This window comes from Gammaproteobacteria bacterium (assembly GCA_016195665.1).
Taxonomy (GTDB): Bacteria; Pseudomonadota; Gammaproteobacteria; order SURF-13; family SURF-13; genus JACPZD01.
On record JACPZD010000009.1, the window covers coordinates 24,482 to 46,040 of the forward strand.

Consider the following 21,559-nt stretch of genomic DNA (forward strand, 5'->3'; position numbering starts at 1 on the left):
TGCCCTCCATGCCAAACACAACAGCCACAATCCATTATCGCACCACCAACGTTGATGGCGTGGAGGTCTTCTACCGCGAGGCGGGTTCTACTAAGGCTCCTACCCTTTTGCTGCTACATGGGTTTCCAACCTCCTCGCATATGTTCCGCAACCTTATTCCTTTGCTGGCTGACCAATATCATATCGTGGCGCCTGACTTGCCTGGGTTTGGTTTGACCGTGGCGCCTGACCGCAGCCAATATAAATATAATTTTGAGAAAATTGCGAAGACCATCGGCCGCTTCACCGATATGATCGGCTTAAACCGCTTCGCGATTTATGTTTTTGATTACGGCGCACCGATCGGCTTTAGACTTGCCCTGGCACATCCTGAAAAAATCACTGCCATCATTTCGCAAAATGGAAATGCTTATGAAGAAGGGCTCAGCCAAGGCTGGAACCCGATCCAAAAATATTGGCAAGAACCTAGCGAAGCCAACCGCACCGCCTTACGTGATTTCCTAAAGCCCGAAACAACCAAGTGGCAATACACCCATGGCGTTGCCGATGAGACGCTGATTGCGCCGGAATCCTATCAACTCGATTCCGCCCTGCTTTCGCGGCCGGGTAATGATGAAATCCAGCTCGATCTATTTTTGGATTACGCGAGCAACGTCAAGCTCTATCCGAAGTTCCAGGAATATATACGTGCGCATCAACCTCCCTTGCTGGCCGTATGGGGAAAGAATGACCCCTTCTTCCTGCCTCCTGGGGCTGAAGCCTTTAAGCGCGACAATAAGAATGCCGAGGTTCATTTCTATGAAACCGGGCATTTCGCGCTTGAAACGCATGCCAATGAAATCGGGGCGGCCATGCGTGATTTCCTTGCGCGGCATTTAACGATCAAAACGGTTAAATCCACTACGCGATAACGAGGAGAAATAACAATGCGCGCAATTATCATCAAGGAATTTGGTGGACCGGAACAGCTGGTTATCCAGGAACTGCCTGATCCCAAGCCAAAGGCAGATCACGTAATCATCGAGGTCAAGGCTTTTGGTATCAATCGGGCTGAGACTTATATGCGGAAAGGCGCCTGGAGCGAAGCCGCTAAAGTCAGCGGGGTCGAATGTGTTGGATTAGTACGGTCGGATGCCAGCGGTAAATTTGCCGCGGGTCAAAAAGTCGCCGCCATCCTGGGTGGAATGGGACTTACGATCAACGGCAGCTATGCGGAATTGACGCAGGTGCCGGTAACCAACGTCATGCCGTTTGAGTCTGACCTCTCTTGGGAGGAGTTAGCGGCGATTCCAGAATCCTACTCTACTGTCTGGGCTTGCCTGCATGACAATCTGGCTTTGAAAAAAGGACAAACGTTACTGATCCGCGGCGCCACATCGCCTATGGGGCAAGCTGCCCTTAACGTCGCCGCGAATATCGGCGCCCATGTCATAGCCACCACACGCAAAACCGAACGCTTTGCTTTATTGAAATCCCTGGGGGCAAAGGAAACATTGCTTGAAACGCCGGAGCTCGCCAAACAGGTGCGTGAGCTGCACCCCAAAGGGGTGGATGCCGTGCTCGAGCTTGTCGGCAATAGCGTACTTTTGGATTCACTCAGTGCCGTGAAGCGCGGGGGACACCTTTGCTTAGCCGGGTTTGTTGGCGGCCTGGCCCCCCTTGTCGATTTCAACCCTTTAAGGCAAATGCCGAGCGGTGTGCATTTCAGTTTCTTCGGCAGTTTTTTATTTGGCACGCCGGACTTTCCGTTGGATGTCCCGCTACAAACAATCATCGACCGGGTTGAGGACGGCACCTATAAAGCCAAACCCGCAAAGGTTTTTGGCTTTCATGAAATCCAGGATGCCCATCGCCTGATGGAAAGCTACCAAGCCGCCGGCAAAATTGTGGTCAAGATATAAAATGAAGGGCACGGGAAGAACTGTCTGTTTACATTTAACTTTAAACTTTAAGGAGATTACAACATGAAAATCAATAAAATTAAATTGCTGGTAACAACGATCGTACTGTGCGCCTCGGTCACTGCAGTCGCAGCTACACAAGATAAGATTTCGGGTGGCCCATCTGTCAACATACCCGTGACGCAACTCAAGTACTTCGACACAGGCATTGGTAAAAATAGTGGAGTGGGAACGTTACAAGCTGCTGCTGCTTATGGCGACCTGCAACATGGCGCACATGGAACATTTATCAAAATGCCGGCCGGGTTTGTCAGTGCTGTCCATAGTCACACTGGCGAATATTGGGGAGTGGTTATCTCAGGCGTGGTTGTAAATGGCGCACCAGGAAGCGCAGATGTGCCGCTGCCGGTAGGTTCCTATTGGTCGCAAAAAGGCGGCGAACTCCATGTGACAAAATGTATTTCTCCCAACGAATGCATTGTCTTCATCAATCAAACCGTGAAGTTTGACGAAATAGAAGAAAGCAAGAAGCATTGATGAGTTATGCGAAAAGAGGTGCACCGTGAAGAAAATTACAATGGGAAAGGTGATTGGAAAACGCAGCCTTGTGACCACCGAGTCCAAACCGGTGGAAATTCCAGACGCCAAGGATATCGTTCATCTTCAGTTTCGCCGGTTCGCGGGCTGTCCTTTTTGTAGTGTGCACCTGCGCTCCATTGCGAAGCGCCACGACGAGATCGCCGCAGCGGGCATCCGGGAAGTGGTCGTGTTCCGCTCGACCGAAGCGGCGTTACGGCGTCATCATGCCGACACACCTTTCGCGGTTGTTCCGGATCCCAAGGATGAACTGTATGCCGAGTTCGGGGTCGGGTCCGGGCTGCGGGCACTGCTCGACCCGCGCGCTTTATTGGGGGCGATGTCCAAGGTCATCCGCGTGCTTCCCAAGCTTCCGGGTATACCGCCGTGGGGCAAGGGCGTGTTGGGGCTTCCCGCCGATTTTCTGATTGCGACCGATGGGCGCGTGCTTGCGTGCCAGTACGGAACGCACGCCGACGACCAGTGGTCGGTGGACGAGCTCCTCGCTCTGGTTCGTCAGCACGTATCGTCGAGGAGCGCCTGCGTTTAAGTGCAATGTTTTAAACATGAATGACTTTCAAAGAAAATACGGCCCTTGGGCCTTGGTAACGGGAGCCAACGCGGGAAATAGCTTCATTCGGGACGTGTTAATCGGACCTTGACATCTCAAAACACACTGTACGCCGTTTCTCCACTTTTAAACCCAACGAGGAAACCACCATGAAACTGTTATACGTAAAAGGATCACCCCGTGGCGATAAATCCACCTCGGCGCGTGTCGCCGAATCATTTCTAACCGCTTATCGCACAAAAAATCCAAATGCGCAGATCGACGAAATCGATTTGTGGCAGGAAGCCCTGCCTGAGTTCAATGGCGACAGTGCCGCCGCAAAGATGTCCTTCTTCGGTGAAGGCACACTTGATGGCGTGCGCAAGACTGCATGGGATCGGATTGTCTCGATCACCCAGCGCTTTACCAGTGCCGACGACTACCTATTCACCGTGCCCATGTGGAATGGTGGAATCCCTTACCGGCTCAAGCTCTACATCGATATCATGACCCAGCCTGGTTTATTGTTCGGTTTCGATCCGGTGGCGGGCTATTCGGGGCTATTGCATGGCAAGCGCGCCACGGCCATCTATACAAGCGGCGTCTACGCACCCGGTGTGCCTCCTGCTTTTGGAGTCGATTTTCATTCGACTTACTTCAATGACTGGCTGTGCTTCATCGGTATCTCGGAGATCGCCACGATTCGATACCAACCTACCCTGCTCACCAACGACCCAGCTGCGGGTCTGGCTGCCGCGCAAGCAGACGCAGTCAGGGCGGGACAGCGTTGAACAGATGAAGCGATTCGGAGGTGGTGGTAGTCAATGTTCCTTCCCTACTGGAGTAGATCAGTCACATGAAACGCCAATATCTCGGTGATTCGAAGGACAGCTTCAAGTGGGACTATCATGACTATCTTGTGGAGGCGCTTGCCTACGATCACCTGAAGATCGCATGGATGATGACGCCCGATGACGGCGGGACACACGGAGCTAGCGCGCCGGAGCTGTTTCCGGCGAGGCCGGGAATACTGCGCTTTTGCAACCGGTTACGATCAACCCGGGACCCGGCCTTGGTGCTGGGATTGCCGGCTATTATGGGTGCGAAGTATCGGGTCAGCTTTCATGATCCGGACGAAAACAAGAATGACGCGAATCACCGATCGTGGTTTTCAGGAATTCTACCGGGTTCCGGCCAGGTCATTTTCCTCGATCCGGATAACGGCTTCGAGCCCGAGCGCTGTGGCACGGACAAACACGTCCGTTATGCCGATCTCGATGGCCTGATCAAGCTGGCGCCATCGGACACGGTGTTTAGCGTGTTTCAGCATCATCGCCGGAAGAAATTTCCCGACGACTTCGCCCGTATTCGGAAAAGACTCTTAAGCGGATACGCAACGGCAATCTATTGGCGCTCATTGATGTTTGTCAATGTCGCATCGTCTCGCAAGACGATTCGTCAAGTTGAAAAAATCAACCGGGAATATGCCAAACATCGTCCGGTAAAAGTTCTTGCCTGACGATATTAATCCTTCAGCATCAACCCATGCGCTGCTTCAGAAAGTCGATCATGACACGCACTTTGTTCGGCAGGTGCGCCCGGCTCGGGTACAGAAGCCAGATGGCGGTATCGAAGTCGGTCGCGGTGACGCGATAATCCGGGAACAGATCGACCAGCCGTCCCTCCTTGATATCCTCATCGATCAGCCAGTTCGCGAGCAGCACCGGTCCCATTCCCGCCAAGGCGCGGGCGCGCAACGCGAGGGCGTTCAGGATCGTCACGTCGCCGCGCATCGGCACTTCCTGTACCTTTCCCCGGCGGTCGCGAAATAACCAGCGCGAACGGAACTCCGGCAAAGCGAACAGGAGACAGCTGTGCTGCCGTAACTCGTCCGGAACAGCGGGCGCCTTCCTGACTCCAAGGTAGCCAGGACTGGCACAGACCCGGTACTGCGTATCGACTAGTTTTGTGGCGACAAAATCCGCGTCGAAACGACGCCCGAGACGAATGGCGAAGGTCCACGCGTTCGGCCACCAGGTCGAGCACGGTGTCGGTCAACAGCCGCTCCAGTTTTACGCCGGGATACCGTTCGCGAAAAGTCTTTGTTCCGAGATTGTTGTAGTTTCAATTACAGCAGCAAGGGGTAGCGAAAACCTGGACCAGGTCACTTTGAGTGAATAAGGTGCGTCCGACTTCGCTCGCAATTGCGGCTGTTCGGCCCTGATCGTTGGCGAGGTGCCGGAACACATACTCGGCAATCATTGTCCCGGACGATAGATTTCGGATACCGTAAGGATACAAGTTTTTCGCCTGACATCATATTTATCACGCAGTTCGTTTCTCCTTGAGGGACGAATTGAGCGAAAAACATCGATATTCAAAGAAACAGCGATATTTACCGCGCAGTAAATATGAACCGGAACGCCACTACGAGATACACAAGCTCGCCGAAGCGTTTTTAGTTTATGTCGCTCTTGTTTGGTTTTACCGTCTGGAAGCCACGCGGATACGACGGTAAATGCAGACACCAAGATTTCAAGAACAAATCTACCGTCAGGTTTACCGTCAAATCCTCGCGCTGCACGCGCGAACCGCCGACAGATGAGAGGCGCGAAGCCTTTCGACATCAATCGCTTACCGCCGAAAATCCGCGCAATTGACGATGTAGCCGAAGTGATCGTCTAAAACCAACAAGCCCCCTGATAATGCTGAATAAATTTTTTCCGCTTCGGATGCCCGTCACTCCCACTCGATGGTGGCGGGCGGCTTGCCTGAGATGTCATACACCACGCGGCTCACGCCGGGCACTTCGTTGATAATGCGCGTGGAGATTTTATCCAGCACGTCGTAGGGCAGATGCGCCCAGTGCGCGGTCATGAAGTCCACGGTTTCCACTGCGCGCAGGGAGATGACATGATCGTAACGGCGCGCGTCGCCCATCACGCCCACGGACTTCACCGGCAGGAACACGGCGAATGCCTGGCTCACCTTGTCGTAGAGGTCGTGTTTGCGTAGTTCCTCGATAAAAATGGCGTCCGCCTTGCGCAGCGTGTCGGCGTAGTCTTTTTTCACCTCGCCCAGGATGCGCACGCCGAGGCCGGGACCGGGGAACGGGTGGCGATAGACCATTTCGTAGGGCAGGCCCAGCTCCACGCCGAGACGGCGTACTTCGTCCTTGAACAATTCGCGCAGCGGCTCGACCAGCTTGAGCTTCATCTTTTCAGGCAGGCCGCCGACGTTGTGATGTGATTTGATGACGTGCGCCTTGCCCGACTTGGCGGCGGCGGATTCGATCACGTCGGGGTAAATGGTGCCCTGCGCGAGCCATTTGATATTGCGCAGTTTGACGGCCTCTTCCTCAAACACCTCGATAAACAACCGGCCGATATGTTTGCGCTTTTCTTCGGGGTCAGCGACGCCTTTCAGCGCATGGAGAAAGCGCTGCTCCGCATCCACGCGCAGCACCTTGATGCCCATGTGCTTGGCGAAGGTCGCCATGACCTGATCGCCTTCATGCAGGCGCAGCAGGCCGTTGTCCACGAACACGCAGGTCAACTGATCGCCGATGGCCTTGTGCAACAGCGCGGCGACCACCGAGGAATCCACGCCGCCGGACAGGCCCAGCAGCACTTCATCCGTACCGACCTGCTTGCGCACCTGCGCGAGGCTGTCGGCGACGATGTTGTGCGGCGTCCACAGCGCGGCGCAGCCGCAAATCTCCAGCACGAAACGCTGCAGGATGCGCGCGCCCTGGCGCGTGTGCGTGACCTCGGGATGGAATTGCAGGCCGTAAAAATGGCGCGCCTCGTCGGCCATGCCGGCGAGCGGCGCCGACGGGGTGCTCGCGATCGCCTTGAAGCCGGTTGGCAACCGCGCCACACGGTCGCCGTGGCTCATCCACACGTCGAGCAGGCCGTGGCCTTCTTCGTTGGTGCGGTCTTCGATATCGCGCAGCAGTTCGGAGTGGCCGCGCGCGCGCGCCTCGGCGTAACCGAATTCGCGGTGAGCGGAACTCTCCACCTCACCGCCCAACTGCGCCGCCATGGTCTGCATGCCGTAGCAGATGCCGAGCACCGGCACGCCGAGCGTAAAGACCGACTGCGGCGCGCGCGGCGTGCCCTGCAACGTCACCGACTCCGGCCCGCCGGAGAGAATCACGCCCTTGGGGGCGAAGGCGTGCAGTGCGGCGTCATCCATGTCCCAGGGATGAATTTCGCAATATACGCCGAACTCGCGCACGCGCCGCGCGATGAGCTGGGTGTATTGCGATCCGAAATCGAGGATGAGGATGCGGTGGGCGTGGATGTTCATAAAGGCAGATAAAAGGGCAAAGATACAAGAGGAAAGTTAAAACCTTCCACGCAACATCTCTTCTGTTTTTCCCTTTCCTCTTTTCCCTTGTATCTTGTATCTGTTTTAGTCAATCTGATAATTCGGCGCTTCTTTGGTGATGGTCACATCGTGCACGTGGCTCTCGCGCATGCCGGCCAGGGTGACGCGGACGAACTTCGGTTTGGTGCGCATCTCCTCGATGTTTTCGCAGCCGGTATAGCCCATGCTGGCGCGCAGGCCGCCCATCAATTGATGGACAATGGCCTGCAGGCTGCCTTTGTAGGGGACACGGCCCTCGATGCCTTCCGGCACCAGCTTCTCGGCCTCGGCGCCCTCCTGGAAATAACGGTCGCTGGAACCGGCCTGCCGGGTCATTGCGCCCAGCGAGCCCATGCCTCGATAGGATTTATAGGAGCGGCCCTGGTAAAGCTCGATCTCGCCCGGCGCCTCCTCGGTGCCCGCAAACATGCTGCCGATCATCACAGAGTAGGCGCCGGCGGCAATCGCCTTGGCGACGTCGCCGGAGTAGCGGATACCGCCGTCGGCGATGACGGGTACGCCGCTGCCCGCCAAGGCCTCGGCCACATTCGAAATTGCCGTCACCTGCGGCACGCCCACGCCGGAGATGATGCGCGTGGTGCAGATCGAGCCCGGGCCTATGCCCACCTTGACCGCGTCGGCGCCCGCCTTGACCAAGCCATGGGCGGCCTCGGCGGTGGCGATGTTACCGCCGATGACTTGCACGTCAGGAAAGTTCTTCTTGACCCAGCGCACTCGATCGAGCACGCCCTGGGAATGACCGTGGGCCGTATCCACCACGATGACATCCACGTCCGCCGCAACCAGTGCCGCGACCCGCTCGTCTGTGCCCTGCCCCGTCCCCACCGCTGCCCCGATCCGCAGGCGTTCCAGATCGTCCTTACAGGCCTGCGGATTCTCCTTCGCCTTCTGGATATCCTTGACGGTAATCAGCCCGCGCAATTGAAATTTGCTGTTGACCACCAGCACCTTTTCGATGCGGTGTTTGTGCAATAACTCCACTACGCGCTCGCGCTCGGTCCCTTCCTTCACGGTGATGAGCCGATCCTTGGGCGTCATGATGGTGGAAACCGGGGCGTCGAAATGCGTTTCGAAGCGCAAATCGCGATTGGTGACGATGCCGACCAGGTCTTCCCTGTCCACCACCGGCACGCCCGAGATATTATTGGCCCGCATCAACCCCAGCACCTCGCCGATGCTCATCGCGGGTGGCACGGTGATGGGTTCCTTGATGACGCCGCTTTCGAACTTTTTGACCATGCGCACCTGGCGCACCTGCTCCTCGATGGTCATGTTCTTGTGCACGATGCCCACCCCGCCCTCCTGGGCGATGCTGATGGCCAGGCGGCCCTCGGTGACGGTGTCCATCGCGGCGGACAACAACGGGATATTAAGCCGGATATTTCGTGTAAGCTGAGTCGTTAGCTGGACCTGGGCGGGGAGCACCGTGGAGTGGGCCGGGACCAGCATGACATCATCAAAGGTGAGGGCGTCTTGAGCGACACGCATCGAACTATTCCGTATTAGGGATGATGCGTCCCTATTATATAGATTTTTAGCCGCGATAGCGAAACTAGGTGATGCACCCACCTAGATCTCCTTCGTAATGCCTAAAGACCCTATGCGGGCTGTTTTTTAGGGGTCGCGGGATAGCCTGCGCAAGGTGAAGTGGCTGTCGCTGTCGCACTCAGCCTTGATCGGTGATAGGGATTTGACATGAGTTTATTGGAAGTTTAGAGTGAAAACTTACTATACATTTTGATAAGATAATACCCATGAGTGTTAAAGGTCGTTCGGTCATCCTCGTTGTCAACAACGAAGAAAAAATCCGCGCGTCCCTCCACCGCTGTCTCATAGAAGACTACACCGTAGTGACGGCCGCAACGGCGGAAGAGGCATTACGACTGCTCGAGGGCCGAGAGGTTGATCTGGTACTGTGCGACCAATGGATGCCGGAGATGAGCGGCGTGGAATTCCTCCACCAGCTGCGCGTCTCTCACCCGGAAGTCGTGCGCATTCTCATCACCGACTATACTGATCCGCACGACATTATCAAGGCGATCAACGAGGCGGCGGTGTATCAGTTCGTGCCCAAGCCGTGGCAACCGGAGCAATTGCAACTCATCATCAAGCGCGCCTTGGAGAGCTGCGAACTCGCGAGACGCCATCGCTACTTGAGCCGCGAACTCAAGTTCGCGGAAGACGTGTTGTGGCGGCAAAACGACCGTATGGTGCGCCTGCTGCAGGATATCTACGAGTTCGACAAGCTGGTATTCGCCAGCGATGCGATGGTTGAGGTCTGCAATCTCGCGCGCAAGGCGGCAGCCACCGATTTGCCGGTCCTCATTCAAGGCGAGACGGGGACGGGGAAGGAGTTGATGGCGCGGGCGGTGCATTTTTTCAGCACCCGCAAATCGTTCCCTTTCCTGGCGCAAAACTGCGGTGCTTTTCCCGATGAACTCTTGCACTCGGAACTGTTCGGGCACAAGCGAGGCGCCTACACCGGCGCAATCAGCGACCGGCTGGGCCTATTTCCGGCAGCGGATGGCGGCACAGTGTTCCTCGACGAAATATCGGAGGTCTCGCCCTCGTTCCAGGTCAGCCTGTTGCGCTTCTTGCAGGAGGGAGAAGTAAAGCCCCTGGGTACCCATCAAACCCGGCAATGCAATGTGCGCATCGTTGCCGCCACCAACCGGCCGCTGGCGGAACTGGTGGAACAAGGCCAGTTTCGCCGCGATCTTTACTACCGGTTACGCGGTTTTGAGATCAATATTCCGGCGCTGCGCGAGCGGCCCGAGGATATCCCGGTGCTTGCGGAACATGCCGTCCACAAGTATGCAGCATCTATCAACCGCAAGATCGCCGGTATCGCCTCCGAAGTCATCCAGCGACTCAAGCATTATGCCTTCCCGGGCAACGTGCGCGAGCTTGAAAATGAGATGCGCCGTATGGTGGCCATGGCCGAGGATGGAGAAATACTCACGGTCAAGCACATGTCGCCTGAGCTTATGCGCCTGACGGCGCCGCCGGACAAGACCCTGCCAACGGATTTCCTGGCCGGCGCAGGCGCGCTCAAGGAACGTGTCGAGGCCTTGGAGACGCATCTGGTCGCACAGATGTTGCTTAAGCACAAATGGAATTACAGCCGCGCGGCCCGTGAACTGGGTCTTTCGCGCGTCGGGCTTGCCAACAAGATCAAGCGCTACAAACTCGATCAGAAACCCATTTAGTCCGTAAGCGGAGCTCACTTCGCTGTATAGCCGCTTAACAACGCCCTTGATTCTGCAAACAAGGTTTGCAGCATCACCCCCTCTAATGTTTACAGCATTGATTACATAACAACAATAACTATTTGTTATAGAAATAAATTTTATCTAAAACATAATGACGGCATAGTCATTGCACTCTCGATTCAGTGGTTTTCACCGCAAAGGCATTGCGGTCGAAAACGAAACTCACAACAACATGGAGGAGCGCAATGGCCAATCTACTTTGGTTGCAGGGCGGTGCCTGTTCGGGCAACACAATGTCCTTCCTGAACGCAGAAGAACCGAGTGCCTGCGACTTGGTAACCGACTTCGGCATCAACATTCTGTGGCATCCCTCGCTCGGTGTGGAACTGGGCGATAACATGAAAAAGATTCTGCGCGATTGCGTCTCCGGCGCCACTCCGCTCGACATCTTTGTATTCGAGGGAACGGTGGTGAACGCCCCAAACGGCACGGGCGAATGGAATCGCTTCGCCGGCCGGCCGATGAAGGAGTGGGTGCGTGAACTGAGCAAGGCCGCACAATTCGTGGTCGCCATCGGCGACTGCGCGACCTGGGGCGGCATTCCCGCGACCGCGCCGAACCCGTCGGAATCGCAAGGGCTGCAATTTCTGAAGCGCGATTACGGTGGCTTCCTCGGCAAGGGCTGGAAGGCCAAGTCTGGCCTACCCGTGATCAACATCCCAGGTTGCCCGGCGCACCCGGACTGGATTACGCAGATTGTCGTCGCCGTAGCCACTGGCCGCGCGGGCGACATAGCTCTGGACGATTTGCAGCGTCCGAAGACTTTCTTCTCCAGCTTCACGCAGACCGGCTGCACGCGCAACATGCACTTTGCCTACAAGGTATCGGCCACCGAGTTCGGCCAACGTAAAGGCTGTTTGTTCTATGACCTGGGTTGCCGCGGACCGATGACCCATTCGCCTTGCAACCGCATCCTCTGGAACCGTCAGTCCTCCAAGACACGCTCGGGCATGCCATGCCTGGGCTGCACGGAACCGGAGTTCCCGTTCTTCGATCTCGCGCCCGGCACTGTGTTCAAGACGCAGACCGTCATGGGCGTGCCGAAGGACATGCCGTTGGGGGTGGACAAAAAGGGCTATATGGCGCTCACCTCCGCAGCCAAGAATGCCGCGCCCGCGTGGGCCGAACAGGACATCTTCGTAGTCTGAACGGCACGCCTCACAAATACCTTTAGGAGGACACACATCATGGCAGTGCAAACACTTGACATCTCTCCCGTCGGGCGCGTTGAGGGCGATCTCGATGTGCGCGTGGATATCGAAAACGGCGTCGTCACCAACGCCTGGACCCAGGCGGAGTTGTTCCGTGGTTTTGAAATCATTCTGCGCGACAAGGACCCGCAGGCCGGGCTGGTGGTGACGCCACGCGCCTGCGGCATCTGCGGCGCCTCGCATCTCACCTGCGCCGCATGGGCGCTGGATACGGCCTGGCAGACTGAGGTGCCGCGCAACGCAATTCTGGCCCGTAATCTGGGCCAGATCGTCGAAAGTCTGCAAAGCCAGCCGCGCTATTTCTACGGGTTGTATGCGATTGATATGACCAACAAAAAATATCGCCGCAGCAAGTACTACGAGGAGGCGTGCAGGCGCTTCGCGCCGTTTACCGGCACGTCCTACGAGGCAGGTGTGACCATCTCTGGAAAACCCGTGGAAATTTATGCGCTGCTGGGCGGCCAATGGCCGCATTCCAGCTACATGGTGCCCGGCGGTGTGATGTGCGCGCCGACGCTCACCGACATCACCCGCGCTTGGTCATTGCTCGAGTATTTCAAGAAGAACTGGCTCGAATCCATCTGGCTCGGCTGCTCACTGGAACGCTACGAGCAAATCAAGACCCACAACGATTTCATGGTTTGGCTCGACGAAAGTCCGGCACACGCCAACTCCGACCTTGGGTTCTATTGGCGCATGGGTCTGGATGTGGGGCTCGACAAGTTCGGCGGCGGCGTCGGCAAGTATATCTCGTGGGGGTACCTGCCTCACGAGGACAAGTACCAGAAGCCGACCATCGAGGGCCGCAATACCGCAGTTATCATGAAGAGCGGGGTGTATGACAGCATGACCGACAAGCATACCCTGATGAGCCAGGATAAGGCGCGAGAGAACACGACGCATTCCTGGTATGATGAAGGCGGCGCCGATGTGCATCCATTCGATCGCACCACCAGGCCTATCCAGAAAAACAACATTGATTTCAGCGGCAAATACACCTGGGATACGGCAGTGCTACATTCGGATTTCGGGCGTTTGGAGGCCGGACCGTTCGCACGGCAAATGGTCGCGGGCGGCAAGCACGGCGAACCGTGGCAGCACTACGACGGGTTCATCCTCGACATGTTTAAAAAGATGGGCGGCCCGAGCCTGCACCTGCGCCAGATCGCGCGCATGCACGAGACCATCAAGCTCTATCGCCAGGCCGAGCGCTGCCTGCGCGAGTTTCGTCTGAACGAGCCTTGGTACATCAAACCGAAGGAGAAAGACGGCCGCGGCTGGGGTGCGACGGAAGCGATCCGCGGCGCGCTCTGCCACTGGATCGAGGTCAAGGACGGCAAGATCAAAAATTATCAGATCATCGCGCCGACCACTTGGAACGTCGGCCCCCGCGACGCCCAGGGCCATCGCGGTCCGATCGAGGAAGCCCTCATCGGCGCACCGATTGCGGATGCGACCGATCCGGTGGAGGTCGGCCACGTGGCCAGGTCCTTCGATTCGTGCCTGGTGTGCACGGTGCATGCCCACGACGCGAAGACCGGCAAGGAGCTGTCACGATTCCGTATTGGTTGATCGATCCCATATCGAGGCTAACTTAAGCAAGCGATCAGGGGTGCAACCCCTATTTGCACCCCTGTTTTGCTGCGGAGGATCAATGCAACGGGAACAAGAAGACGCGCTTCGCGAGCGGATCGCCTCGTTATTGCGCGCGGGCCTGAAGACCAAGACAGAGCCCTTCCCGGAGAACGACCGGGAATTCGCCAGTCTGCTGGCTGAACTGCAGCACCTGCCGTCGGATGATCTTGAGGGAAAGCTCGTGATCTCCGGTTTCGTTGACCACCCTTACGGCGAAGATCAGATGCGCTGCCAGGAGTGCATGTATTACCTGGTGCACCGCAAGTGGTGCGACCTTCCCGAACTCGCACTGCCGGTGGAGGCGCACTGGTGGTGTCGGCTTTGGCGCATCTAATGCGCTCCCCTTGTTGCCGCCGAGTCCATGGACGACGCTCAGCTCAGATCGCGCCTCGCTGAACTGCTCGAAAACGGTCTGGATAACTCGCCGGAAGTTCGCGCCTACACGAGCGAAGACGTAAATCGCGTCGTCGCCGAATTGCAAAAGCTCGTCCCCGGCGACTACGTCGGCAAGCTCACAGTAGCCGGGTTTACCAGTACGCCTTACGACGATGACGAGCTGGAGCAATCGTGCGCGACGTGTATGTATTATGTCGTGCACCGCCAGTTTTGCGAGTTGCCTGAACTCATGCTCCCCGTACGCTCAAACTGGTTGTGCCGCTTGTGGAGAATCTGATCTGATGCTCACGATCATCGGGTGCGGCAACGCGACGCGCAGCGACGATGCCGTCGGCGTGCTCATCGCGCAACGGCTGCGCGCGGATTTTGATGGCGCCTTGCCGGAGAATGTGCGTATTTTCGACGCAGGCACCTCCGGTATCGAGGTTATGTTCCATGCGCGGGGCACGACCGCACTCATCGTTGTGGATGCCATGAACAGTGATGCTGAACCCGGCGCTATTTTCGAGGTGCCGGGACGGGAATTGGAAACGATTTATGAACCCTCCTTCAGCCTGCACGACTTTCGCTGGGACCACGCGCTCGCTGCGGGCAGAAAAATTTTTTGCGGCGCCTTTCCCGAGGACATAACGGTCTATCTCATTCAGGCCGGTAAGCTGGATTTCGGCCTCGAACTTACCGCTCCCGTGAGAACGGCGGCGGAAAAAGTCATCGCTCGCATCGGGGAGCGGATTCGCGCGTATGGCGCCGCTAAAGCCTAACTAGCCTTGGAGGAAACAACGTTATCTTGCAGCGTAACGGTGGCGCGAGGCAATATCTATTTCAGCCGCGAGATCTACGACGCCTACTTCTCCGGAGCGAGCGCCGTGGCGCTGGTCGAGCGGGAGCACCGCTTGTTTGTGGTCCCCCTGATTATCCCATCGAGCGGCGGACTGCTGCTCAAGGTGCGCAATACGCGCGGCGACCGCGTGCTGCACGCTCAAGAGTTTTTTCGTGGTCATGGTTACGGCGAAGACTTCGAGAAACGTGTTTACCCGGTCGAATTGAACGTCGAGCTGGCGGCGCTGGAAATTATCGGTATCCCACGGCTGACTGTATAGTGAAGCACTCAGTATTACCGCCGCTTCTAGGTATTTAATCAGAAACAATCTCTCCATTCGCCTAAAAGTGTAAACATAGTTTTCAATATGAAATAGCAATTGACATGTTTTAGAGGGCTACCTACACTTATCGTTAATGTCCCAGCAGTAACGAGACCTATAAAAAACTGGAAGGAGGAAGCGGTGGCGCAAGATATCTCATCAGCAGAGTTCGCCGCGGCCATCGCCGCGGTCGAATCGGATGCCGCCTCAGCCGGTGAAAAGGCCGAGATGCTCATGGAAATCGCCGTGGGCATGCAATCTCGCCCGAAGAGCACGGGACAACTGCACCGCGCGGTTGTGCTCTACGAGCGCGCTCTCGAACTGTGTCCGCGCGAATCACCACTGCTGCGCGCGCGCATTACGGCACGCATGGGGACAGCGTTGCAGAGGTTGCCGGATGGAAGCAGCGACAGTTTGTATCGCGCGCAATCCTGTTTCGAGACCGCACTCTCGGTGCTGCGCGATGGCGGCAGGCCGGAAGAGGTCGCGGAAGTCGAAATGAACCTCGGCTTGGTGCTGCAATCGCTCGCCGGTGCAGGGCAGGCGAAAATTCAGGACGCCATCCAGTATTACCACCGGGCGTTGCGGGTATTCACGCGCGAGGCCTATCCGCAGGAATTTGCAATCCTGCACAACAACATCGCCATTGCCTATCTATCCCTTCCGGTCACCGACGAGCGCGCCAGGATGCGCGAGGCGCTCGCCGTGCAATCGTTCGAGGAAGTTCTCAAAGTAATCAATATCGTAGACCACCCCAGCGAATATGCGATGGTGCAGAACAACCTCGGTAACGCCTTACAATACGTATCCAGCAGCCATGTCGTGGAGAACAACCTGCGTGCGTTACAGGCCTATGATGAGGCGCTCAAGGTGAGAAACGCGCGCGACACGCCGCTCGAATACGCGAATACCCTCGCCAACAAGGCGAACGTGTTACGCAACCTGCCAGATGACCCCGAATGTCCGGAGTCGGGCCAGCGGGTAAATCTGCTCGAGGCGACGCGCATGTACGAAGAGGCGAAGAAAATCTTTGCGCGCTTCCATCAGACCGACAGTGCCGCTGCCCTCGGGGAGGCGCTCGATGAGCTTGCCGAGGCGTTTCGTCCCTATGCTTCCGCTAATACCAATGACGCCGCCGGGCTGGTTTAAGACAATTCCATCACACTCAGCCAATGCACAGGAGTTTATAGAATGCAGGAGTCTTTCATCGCGCAGCTCGCCGCCGGACACATCACCTGGAGCACGGGGCTCGTTTGGATAATGGCTTCGTTTCTAATCGCGCTTTTAGGTGGGGCCGCCGCCGGGGTAAAACTTGCCGGCAAGAGTCTGGGCGATGAACTTGCGGCGCTGATGGGCGCTATGTTCGGACCCACGGGCGCCGTGCCGGCGATCCTGCTGGGACTCATTCTGCTGAAGTTCATCTGAAGGAGACGCCGCCATGTGGGATATGTTTCTCAACTCGCTGAAACTTTTCTTGCGCGGCAAGCTGTTCCGCGAGCCGAAGGCCGTCGCAAGGCAATGGCTCATCGGGTTCGGCATCGCGCTCGTTATTTTCCTCGTCCTTGCCAAGATTGGCTTGCCGGTTTGGTTCGCTGTTGTCGTAACCGCCTTCGGCGCGGGATTTCTACAGCCGTATCTCTTCAAGGATCTCAAGTACAACTAAGTGACAGGGGCCGCCGTGAATGCGCAGGGTGTGACGGAGAGGATAGCGAATCAGAATGGTGAACTGGACCACCTAGTTCAGACTATTGTCAGCCTAGAGGCCATCGTCGGCGATTGGGACGACCGTCAACGGATGACCGTGCAGGCGCTCAAATCCGCCATCGAAGATCTGCATAAGGAAGCCCTCAAGCGGCTCATCCGCGCGCTCAAAGATGATCCCGCAGCTGGCGTCAGGTTACGGGAGGCGCTGGGCGATCAGGTCGTCTACGGCGTGCTGCTATTTCATGGGCTGGTGCGTGAGCCGCTTGAGGTTCGCGTGCAAAAAGCTCTCGACGAGGTGCGCCCATTCATGCACCAGCATGGCGGCGACGTGGAACTGGTTGCGGTGAGGCCGCTCGACACCGTGGAAGTGCGGCTCGTTGGCGCCTGTCACGGCTGCCCCGCCTCCAGCCAGACGCTTACCGAAGGCGTGGAGAGAGCGATCCGGCAACATTGCCCAGAGATTCTTCACATCCATCAAGTGAGCAAAGGCCGGACTGAGACTAAGCCTGCAGGGAATGGCGTCGCGACGCTGCACTTCGTCAGCCCCTTCGCACTCAGGACACGCGACGGTTGGATCGATGCGGCACGGCTCGACGAAATTCCCGACGGTAGCATTCTCGAGCGCGAACTGAAGGGGCGCTCGTTGCTGCTCTACCGGCAAGGTACACAAGTGAGTTGCATGGACAACCGTTGCGCCCACCTCGGCATGGCGCTCGAGATGGGCGAGATCGTGGACGGCGTCATTACCTGTCCCTATCACGGCTTCAAGTACCTGCTGGAGACCGGCGAGTGCCTGACGGCGCCCGAAGTGCAGCTCACGGTGCACGCCGTCAAGGTGATGGGCGAGCGCGTGCAAGTGCGTCTGGAGGAATGAAGTGACGACGGCGCTGCGCGTAAGCCTCACCCCCGCGCTGAAGCGCGAGGCAGCGCGCAGCGATGCGTTTCCCTTGCTCGATCCAGTGGGCCCGCAGGTTTCTCTCGGCGGTACGTGCGGTGACGACAGACTTGCGATTCCCGTTGTGCCTTCCGCAGCCACGCTCTTCGGGCCGCGCGGCGCTTGTCTCGGGTCGCCTGGAGGCCCCTTGTGGGTATGCGACACCGGCCATCACCGCCTCTTGGGATGGACACGCATCCCTCTGTCCGACGGCGCGCCGGCCGACTGGATCATCGGCCAGCCGGACTTTCACTACGAAGGACGCAACGCCAAGAACACGCCGGGTCCGGCCACGCTCAACGTGCCTACCGGGATCTGCCTCTGCGGAGCAGGATTGGCCGTTGCCGACGCATGGAACCATCGCGTGCTGATCTGGCGCGAGCTGCCTACGCAGAGTCATACACCTGCGGATATCGTGCTCGGGCATAGCGGCTTTGAGAGTGTTGAAGCCAATCGCGGCGGGCAGACGCCAGACGCCGATACCCTGTTCTGGCCCTACGGCGTCCATTGGGACGGAGAGCGGCTGTGGGTTGCAGACAGCGGCAACCGCCGTGTACTCATGTGGCATGGCCTTCCGGATCACACTGGACAGGCGGCGGACTTGGTGTTTGGGCAATCCGGCATGTGCTGGCGTGACGAGAACGGCGGTGGCGATCCGTCGGCCATGTCCATGCGTTGGCCGCACGGCATAGTGCTGTGGGATGGTCGGTTGTGCGTGGCCGATGCGGGCAACAACCGGATTATGGTTTGGGACACGGTTCCGGACCAGAACAATAAATCCTGCGACTACGTGCTGGGACAACAAGATTTCGTGCAGGTTGACCACAACCAGTCGCTCTACTGGCCTGGCGCGGCGACACTTAATATGCCGTATGGCATTAGCGCCGCGGGCGAGTGGCTGCTGGTCGCCGATACCGCCAATTCGCGCCTGCTGGGCTGGCGCGCGGACGACTGCGCGTCCGGTGCGGCGGCACGCGCCCTCACCGGCCAGGCCGATTTCATGGCGAAGGGCGACAACCGCTGGCAGTTGCCGGCGCGCGACAGCCTATGCTGGCCTTACGCCGTCAGTGCATGTGGCGAGACTGTTGTGGTGAGCGATTCGGGCAACAACCGCGTCATGCTGTGGCGCCTGAACGAAGGAATGCGAGCGTGAATGCACCGGAGCGCGTGATTGAAACTTCTGAACGCGCAGAGCGCATTGTGGTACGCGGGCTGGTGCAGGGCGTCGGCTTCCGGCCTACAGTCTGGCGCTCCGCGCAGCACCATGGACTGCGAGGCACCGTGGCCAATGACGGCGATGGCGTGGTGATCCACGTGTCCGGCGAAGCCTGCGCGCTGGAGGATTTTGTCACCGCGTTGCGGACTGATCCCCCGCCGCTTGCGCGCATTGACGAGATCGTTCGCGGCCCGTGCGAGATCACTATCTATGCCGATGATTTCCGCATTGTGGAAAGCCGCGCCACGCACGTGACGACGGGTGTTCTGCCTGACGCGGCGACCTGTAGCGAGTGCTTGCACGAAATCTTCGATCCATTCTCGCGCCGCTACCGTTATCCGTTCACTAACTGCACGCACTGCGGTCCGCGCCTTAGCATCATCGAGGCGATCCCTTACGACCGGGCGCGAACCACCATGGCGCATTTTCGCATGTGCCCGTCTTGCACCTCCGAATACGGAGACCCGCAGGACCGCCGCTTTCACGCGGAACCCACCGCCTGCCATGCCTGCGGGCCGAGAGTTTGGATCGAACGAGCTGACGGCAAAGCCGTGGCCGTTCACGCCTACACGATGATGGACGACGTGGACGCCGCTTGCACGCTCTTACAGCGCGGACATATCGCCGCCATCAAAGGGCTGGGCGGTTTTCAACTGGCCTGTGATGCGACCCATGGTGCGGCCGTTGCACGGCTGCGGGAGTTGAAGCGGCGCGGGGGCAAGCCCTTCGCGCTCATGGCGCGCGACGCGGGCGTGATCCGCCGCTATGCCGAAGCCTCCGATGAAGAACTGGCGCTGCTTGCGAGTGCTGCTGCACCCATCGTGTTGCTGCGCGCCGCCGCTGAACGCTTGCCCGAGAGCGTCGCACCCGGCGTAGCGACGCTGGGGTTTATGCTGCCCAACACGCCGCTGCATCACCTCTTATTAAAGCGCATGACCCGGCCCATCGTGCTTACCAGCGGTAATCTCTCCGATGAACCGCAGTGCATCGCTAACGGCGACGCGCGGCAAAGACTCGGCGGCATCGCCGAGTTTTTCCTGATGCATGACCGCGACATCGCCTGCCGTGTGGATGATTCGGTCGTCGCCGTGAGCGCGGGCGAGGCGCGTATCCTCCGCCGCGCCCGTGGTTACGCGCCTGCGCCGCTCCGCTTGCCCGCAGGCTTCGAGACAGCGCCACCCGTGCTCGGCATGGGCGGCGAGCTCAAGAATACATTCTGCCTGTTGCGCGAGGGCAAGGCCATCCTAAGCCATCACATGGGCGACCTCGAAGACGCATATACGTTTGCCGATTACGAGTCGTCGTTGCGGCGCTATCAGGCGCTGTTCGAGTTCTCGCCCGCGGTGATCGCCATCGACGCCCATCCGGAATACCTCTCGTCAAAACACGGCCGCGATCTGGCCGAAACGCAAGGCCGCACGCTTATACAAGTGCAGCACCACCATGCGCACATCGCCGCCTGTATGGCGGAAAATGGACTCCCACTGGACTCCGCGCCGATACTCGGCGTCGCGCTCGACGGTCTGGGCTACGGCGCGGATGGAACCTTTTGGGGCGGCGAATTCCTGCGCGCCAATTATCGCGATTTCACCAGACTCGCCACCTTCAAGCCGGTGGCCATGCCGGGCGGCGAGCTCGCCGTTTACGAACCCTGGCGCAACACCTATGCACACCTCATGGCGGAGATGGGTTGGGCGCACTTCACCATGAACTATGCCGAGCTTGATCTACACGACTTCTTAGTAAAGCAGCCACGCGCGTTACTGGATGATATGATCAAGAAGGGCGTGAACAGTCCGCCGGCCAGTTCCTGCGGCAGACTTTTCGATGCCGTCGCCGCGGCATGCGGTATCCTGCGTGAATCCGTGAGCTACGAAGGCGAGGCCGCCATCAGGCTGGAGGCCTTGGTGGATGAAAAGACACTCGAAGAAGAAGATGAGATACTCGCCTATCCATTCTCAATTCCTCGTCTCAATGTAAATAATCTGCCCTACATCGAGCCGTTCGCTATGTGGCAGGCGCTGCTCGGCGACTTGATCCTCAAGACGCCCGTGCCAGTGATCGCAGCGCGGTTTCATAAGGGGCTCGCCATCGTGATTGTGCGCATGGTGGACAAGCTCTCGCGGTATGAGAGCGTCGAGGAGCCCGTTCGCACCGTCGCGCTCTCGGGTGGCGTGTTTCAGAACGCAGTGCTCATGGAGCAGGTGGTAAAACGGCTGCGCGCGCTGGACTTCACCGTACTCACCCACCGCCAGGCGCCGACTAACGACGGCGGGCTCGCGCTCGGTCAAGCCGCTGTCGCCGCGGCGCGTGCCGCACATTCTTCCTTATAGGAGCCATGACATGTGTTTGGGCATTCCAGGACAAATCGTAGAAGTAACCGATCCGCACAAGAAACTGGCGGTCGTTGACGTAGGCGGCGTCAGGCGCACGATCAACATCGCGTGCGTGGTAAACGAGGAACATCCGGCCGCATCGTGCGTCGGAGACTGGGTGCTCGTACACGTGGGTTTTGCCATGAGCCGCATTGACGAGGCAGAGGCGGAAAAGACGCTGAAGCTCCTGGCGGAACTGGGTGAGGTTCAGGCTGAGATTGACGCCATGCGGCAATCCGCGGCGATCTAAGTCGA

Annotated in this window: 22 protein-coding genes and 1 pseudogene; 20 read left to right on the forward strand and 3 right to left on the reverse strand. The window is 58.2% G+C overall.

Features of this window, described 5'->3' with window-relative positions:
• Nucleotides 1-8: 8 nt before the first annotated feature.
• From HY028_03255 to HY028_03280, 6 genes are all read left to right on the forward strand, one after another.
• On the forward strand, nt 9-911 hold the full coding sequence (locus tag HY028_03255; protein ID MBI3343875.1) for an alpha/beta hydrolase: 903 nt from the start codon (nt 9-11) through the stop codon (nt 909-911).
• 15 nt (nt 912-926) lie between these two features.
• Entirely contained in the window at nt 927-1,901 is a 975-nt protein-coding gene (locus HY028_03260) for a zinc-binding dehydrogenase (GenBank protein ID MBI3343876.1), read from the forward strand.
• Nucleotides 1,902-1,964: 63 nt separating this feature from the next.
• Nucleotides 1,965-2,438, forward strand: a complete 474-nt coding sequence (locus HY028_03265; protein ID MBI3343877.1) for a DUF4437 domain-containing protein — start codon at nt 1,965-1,967, stop codon at nt 2,436-2,438.
• Between the two features lie 40 nt (nt 2,439-2,478).
• Nucleotides 2,479-3,027 (forward strand): AhpC/TSA family protein, encoded by a 549-nt coding sequence (locus tag HY028_03270; GenBank protein MBI3343878.1) that lies wholly within the window; start codon nt 2,479-2,481, stop codon nt 3,025-3,027.
• A gap of 170 nt (nt 3,028-3,197) precedes the next feature.
• Nucleotides 3,198-3,818 carry an NAD(P)H-dependent oxidoreductase gene (locus HY028_03275; protein MBI3343879.1) on the forward strand — a complete coding sequence of 207 codons (621 nt, stop codon included), beginning with the start codon at nt 3,198-3,200 and terminating at the stop codon, nt 3,816-3,818.
• A 65-nt stretch (nt 3,819-3,883) separates the two neighbouring features.
• Nucleotides 3,884-4,546 carry a hypothetical protein gene (locus HY028_03280; protein MBI3343880.1) on the forward strand — a complete coding sequence of 221 codons (663 nt, stop codon included), beginning with the start codon at nt 3,884-3,886 and terminating at the stop codon, nt 4,544-4,546.
• Nucleotides 4,547-4,565: 19 nt separating this feature from the next.
• Here HY028_03280 and HY028_03285 read toward each other — a convergent pair.
• The 3 genes and pseudogenes from HY028_03285 to guaB all read right to left on the reverse strand — a co-directional run bounded on the left by HY028_03285 (nt 4,566) and on the right by guaB (nt 8,907).
• Nucleotides 4,566-5,097: pseudogene (locus HY028_03285) on the reverse strand (hypothetical protein).
• A gap of 669 nt (nt 5,098-5,766) precedes the next feature.
• On the reverse strand, nt 5,767-7,338 hold the full coding sequence (gene guaA / locus HY028_03290) for a glutamine-hydrolyzing GMP synthase (protein MBI3343881.1): 1,572 nt from the start codon (nt 7,336-7,338) through the stop codon (nt 5,767-5,769).
• A gap of 105 nt (nt 7,339-7,443) precedes the next feature.
• On the reverse strand, nt 7,444-8,907 hold the full coding sequence (gene guaB / locus HY028_03295; protein ID MBI3343882.1) for an IMP dehydrogenase: 1,464 nt from the start codon (nt 8,905-8,907) through the stop codon (nt 7,444-7,446).
• 266 nt (nt 8,908-9,173) lie between these two features.
• Between guaB and HY028_03300 the strand changes: the two genes are divergently transcribed.
• The 14 genes from HY028_03300 (at nt 9,174) to HY028_03365 (ending at nt 21,554) form a co-directional block, all read left to right on the forward strand.
• The gene (locus HY028_03300; protein ID MBI3343883.1) at nt 9,174-10,628 is read left to right on the forward strand and encodes a sigma-54-dependent Fis family transcriptional regulator; all 1,455 of its coding nucleotides are present in this window, start codon (nt 9,174-9,176) and stop codon (nt 10,626-10,628) included.
• A 248-nt stretch (nt 10,629-10,876) separates the two neighbouring features.
• Nucleotides 10,877-11,839 carry a hydrogenase gene (locus HY028_03305; GenBank protein ID MBI3343884.1) on the forward strand — a complete coding sequence of 321 codons (963 nt, stop codon included), beginning with the start codon at nt 10,877-10,879 and terminating at the stop codon, nt 11,837-11,839.
• A 39-nt stretch (nt 11,840-11,878) separates the two neighbouring features.
• The gene (locus tag HY028_03310) at nt 11,879-13,474 is read left to right on the forward strand and encodes a nickel-dependent hydrogenase large subunit (protein ID MBI3343885.1); all 1,596 of its coding nucleotides are present in this window, start codon (nt 11,879-11,881) and stop codon (nt 13,472-13,474) included.
• Nucleotides 13,475-13,556: 82 nt separating this feature from the next.
• The gene (locus HY028_03315) at nt 13,557-13,871 is read left to right on the forward strand and encodes a hypothetical protein (protein ID MBI3343886.1); all 315 of its coding nucleotides are present in this window, start codon (nt 13,557-13,559) and stop codon (nt 13,869-13,871) included.
• 27 nt (nt 13,872-13,898) lie between these two features.
• Nucleotides 13,899-14,210, forward strand: coding sequence for a hypothetical protein (locus HY028_03320; GenBank protein MBI3343887.1), 312 nt, complete (start codon nt 13,899-13,901; stop codon nt 14,208-14,210).
• A 4-nt stretch (nt 14,211-14,214) separates the two neighbouring features.
• Nucleotides 14,215-14,694, forward strand: coding sequence for a hydrogenase maturation protease (locus tag HY028_03325; GenBank protein ID MBI3343888.1), 480 nt, complete (start codon nt 14,215-14,217; stop codon nt 14,692-14,694).
• Between the two features lie 6 nt (nt 14,695-14,700).
• A complete protein-coding gene (locus HY028_03330; protein ID MBI3343889.1) occupies nt 14,701-15,033 on the forward strand; it encodes a hypothetical protein in 333 nt (110 codons plus the stop codon).
• A 183-nt stretch (nt 15,034-15,216) separates the two neighbouring features.
• Nucleotides 15,217-16,224: a hypothetical protein gene (locus tag HY028_03335; GenBank protein MBI3343890.1), complete on the forward strand. Its 1,008-nt coding sequence runs from the start codon at nt 15,217-15,219 to the stop codon at nt 16,222-16,224.
• Nucleotides 16,225-16,266: 42 nt separating this feature from the next.
• Entirely contained in the window at nt 16,267-16,500 is a 234-nt protein-coding gene (locus HY028_03340; protein ID MBI3343891.1) for a hypothetical protein, read from the forward strand.
• 13 nt (nt 16,501-16,513) lie between these two features.
• Nucleotides 16,514-16,738, forward strand: coding sequence for a hypothetical protein (locus HY028_03345; GenBank protein MBI3343892.1), 225 nt, complete (start codon nt 16,514-16,516; stop codon nt 16,736-16,738).
• A gap of 132 nt (nt 16,739-16,870) precedes the next feature.
• Nucleotides 16,871-17,653: a NifU family protein gene (locus HY028_03350; GenBank protein MBI3343893.1), complete on the forward strand. Its 783-nt coding sequence runs from the start codon at nt 16,871-16,873 to the stop codon at nt 17,651-17,653.
• Between the two features lie 13 nt (nt 17,654-17,666).
• Nucleotides 17,667-18,866 (forward strand): hypothetical protein, encoded by a 1,200-nt coding sequence (locus HY028_03355; protein ID MBI3343894.1) that lies wholly within the window; start codon nt 17,667-17,669, stop codon nt 18,864-18,866.
• On the forward strand, nt 18,785-21,262 hold the full coding sequence (gene hypF, locus HY028_03360; GenBank protein MBI3343895.1) for a carbamoyltransferase HypF: 2,478 nt from the start codon (nt 18,785-18,787) through the stop codon (nt 21,260-21,262). The genes HY028_03355 and hypF overlap by 82 nt, the downstream gene beginning before the upstream one ends.
• A gap of 10 nt (nt 21,263-21,272) precedes the next feature.
• Nucleotides 21,273-21,554, forward strand: coding sequence for a HypC/HybG/HupF family hydrogenase formation chaperone (locus HY028_03365; GenBank protein MBI3343896.1), 282 nt, complete (start codon nt 21,273-21,275; stop codon nt 21,552-21,554).
• Nucleotides 21,555-21,559 lie beyond the last annotated feature (5 nt).

Coding starts and splice junctions, on each gene's coding strand:
- HY028_03255 (MBI3343875.1), top strand. CDS start 9: ATGCCAAACACAACAGCCACAATCCATTATCGCACCACCAACGTTGAT.
- HY028_03260 (MBI3343876.1), top strand. CDS start 927: ATGCGCGCAATTATCATCAAGGAATTTGGTGGACCGGAACAGCTGGTT.
- HY028_03265 (MBI3343877.1), top strand. CDS start 1,965: ATGAAAATCAATAAAATTAAATTGCTGGTAACAACGATCGTACTGTGC.
- HY028_03270 (MBI3343878.1), top strand. CDS start 2,479: ATGGGAAAGGTGATTGGAAAACGCAGCCTTGTGACCACCGAGTCCAAA.
- HY028_03275 (MBI3343879.1), top strand. CDS start 3,198: ATGAAACTGTTATACGTAAAAGGATCACCCCGTGGCGATAAATCCACC.
- HY028_03280 (MBI3343880.1), top strand. CDS start 3,884: ATGAAACGCCAATATCTCGGTGATTCGAAGGACAGCTTCAAGTGGGAC.
- guaA (MBI3343881.1), bottom strand. CDS start 7,338: ATGAACATCCACGCCCACCGCATCCTCATCCTCGATTTCGGATCGCAA.
- guaB (MBI3343882.1), bottom strand. CDS start 8,907: ATGCGTGTCGCTCAAGACGCCCTCACCTTTGATGATGTCATGCTGGTC.
- HY028_03300 (MBI3343883.1), top strand. CDS start 9,174: ATGAGTGTTAAAGGTCGTTCGGTCATCCTCGTTGTCAACAACGAAGAA.
- HY028_03305 (MBI3343884.1), top strand. CDS start 10,877: ATGGCCAATCTACTTTGGTTGCAGGGCGGTGCCTGTTCGGGCAACACA.
- HY028_03310 (MBI3343885.1), top strand. CDS start 11,879: ATGGCAGTGCAAACACTTGACATCTCTCCCGTCGGGCGCGTTGAGGGC.
- HY028_03315 (MBI3343886.1), top strand. CDS start 13,557: ATGCAACGGGAACAAGAAGACGCGCTTCGCGAGCGGATCGCCTCGTTA.
- HY028_03320 (MBI3343887.1), top strand. CDS start 13,899: ATGGACGACGCTCAGCTCAGATCGCGCCTCGCTGAACTGCTCGAAAAC.
- HY028_03325 (MBI3343888.1), top strand. CDS start 14,215: ATGCTCACGATCATCGGGTGCGGCAACGCGACGCGCAGCGACGATGCC.
- HY028_03340 (MBI3343891.1), top strand. CDS start 16,267: ATGCAGGAGTCTTTCATCGCGCAGCTCGCCGCCGGACACATCACCTGG.
- HY028_03345 (MBI3343892.1), top strand. CDS start 16,514: ATGTGGGATATGTTTCTCAACTCGCTGAAACTTTTCTTGCGCGGCAAG.
- HY028_03350 (MBI3343893.1), top strand. CDS start 16,871: ATGACCGTGCAGGCGCTCAAATCCGCCATCGAAGATCTGCATAAGGAA.
- hypF (MBI3343895.1), top strand. CDS start 18,785: ATGTGGCGAGACTGTTGTGGTGAGCGATTCGGGCAACAACCGCGTCAT.
- HY028_03365 (MBI3343896.1), top strand. CDS start 21,273: ATGTGTTTGGGCATTCCAGGACAAATCGTAGAAGTAACCGATCCGCAC.